This is a genomic window from Saccharomonospora iraqiensis subsp. paurometabolica YIM 90007 (assembly GCF_000231035.2).
GTDB lineage: Bacteria > Actinomycetota > Actinomycetes > Mycobacteriales > Pseudonocardiaceae > Saccharomonospora > Saccharomonospora paurometabolica.
This window is the reverse complement of sequence record NZ_KI912213.1, coordinates 328,003-329,436: the sequence shown is the minus strand read 5'-3', so window position 1 is coordinate 329,436 and position 1,434 is coordinate 328,003. Positions and strand designations below refer to the sequence as shown.

The window sequence follows — 1,434 nt, the reverse complement described above, 5'->3', positions numbered from 1 at the left end:
CAGGCAGGCGGAGGCCGCCACCGTGTGCAGGCACCGCAGCCCCGCCGTCGCGCCCGGGTCCTCGTCGACGTGCGCGCCGGGCAGGTCCGCGTGCGCGGGATTCTCCCGTGCCGGTGTGGCCCGCTCGCCGGGGATGTCCGGGACCCACGTCGTGGCGGAGACACGGTGCAGGACGAACACCACCGCCGCGGGCGGCAGCACCCCCACCAGGGTGCGGGCGAGGGCGCTGTCGGTGATCCAGTCCGGTGCGGCCGTCGCGCACGCGGGCGCGGTGGGGGACAGGCACTGCGTGGCGAGCAGGTCGAGGCTGACCACCGTGATCTGACTCAGCAACAGCATGGTCAGCAGCAGCGCCGCCACCCGCAGCAGCGCCCGGCAGGCGTGGATCAGCGCCGCGGTCGCCCGGGACGGGTCCGACGGGGAGGCGGGAAGCATCCACCACGCCACGTTGACCAGGGAGAACGGGAACAGCAGTGCCCAGGCGGCCTTGCTCGCCCCACCTCGGGTCATGCGGTCCCACAGATACCCCTCGAGCGTCCGGGGTATCGACCGGCCGAGGGCCCGCAGCACCGGTCCGGGCGCGGGCCGGTGCAGCCGGTCGGACGGGCGGATGACCCGGCCGATCCCGTCACCCGCGACCTCGACGGTGCCCACCGAGTCGAGCAGGCTCTCCCCGTCGGTGCCGATCAGCCCGGGGACACGGAGTTCGACGACGTGGGTGTCGGGTCCGGGAAGCGGCACCGGCGGGTCTCCTCGGGAGGGTGGGGTCGTGGGTCGGGCGCCGACCGGGACCGGGCGCCCCGCACACCGTCGCCGCCGCGCGCGACCGCCTGATCCCGGCCGATGCCTCACCGTAGTGAACAATGGCCGAGCGTGCTCGCCACGCGGGGCGGCGTGGCCCGGACGACGCCCGTGCGACACCGGATCGGACCACCCCGCCACAATGGGTGTATGGGCAGGCTGGTGGTCGTCGAGGGACTCGACGGGGCGGGGAAACGGACGCTGACGGACGCGCTGACGGCCGCGCTGCGCGCCGAGGGCGCGACGGTGACCACCACCGCCTTCCCCCGGTACGGGGTGGACGTGCACGCGGACCTGGTCCGGGAGGCGCTGCACGGCGAGCACGGCGACCTCGCCGACTCGGTGTACGGCATGGGGCTGCTGTACGCGCTCGACCGCCGGGACGCGGCCGACGACATCCGCCGTGCGCGGGCCGCCCACGACGTGGTGCTGCTGGACCGCTACGTCGCCTCGAACGCGGCCTACCAGGCCGCCCGGCTACGGCAGGACGCGCACGGCGACGTCGTGCGGTGGGTGCGGTGGCTGGAGATCGAGCGGTTCGGGGTGCCGGTACCGGACGCCCAGCTGCTGCTCCGGGTCCCCACGGAGGTCGCCGCCGACCGCGCCGCGGGGCGGGCGGCGGCGGACCCGGCG

1 protein-coding gene and 1 pseudogene are annotated in these 1,434 nt (G+C 75.7%); one reads left to right on the top strand and one right to left on the bottom strand.

The window, feature by feature from the left end:
* Positions 1 to 741, bottom strand: a pseudogene (locus SACPADRAFT_RS0206275) (hypothetical protein); the annotation flags it as partial.
* A 210-nt stretch (positions 742 to 951) separates the two neighbouring features.
* On the opposite strand from SACPADRAFT_RS0206275, the gene SACPADRAFT_RS0206270 reads away from it, so the two are divergent.
* Positions 952 to 1,434 (top strand): dTMP kinase (locus SACPADRAFT_RS0206270; protein ID WP_007027604.1); only part of this gene is annotated, 483 nt, incomplete at its 3' end.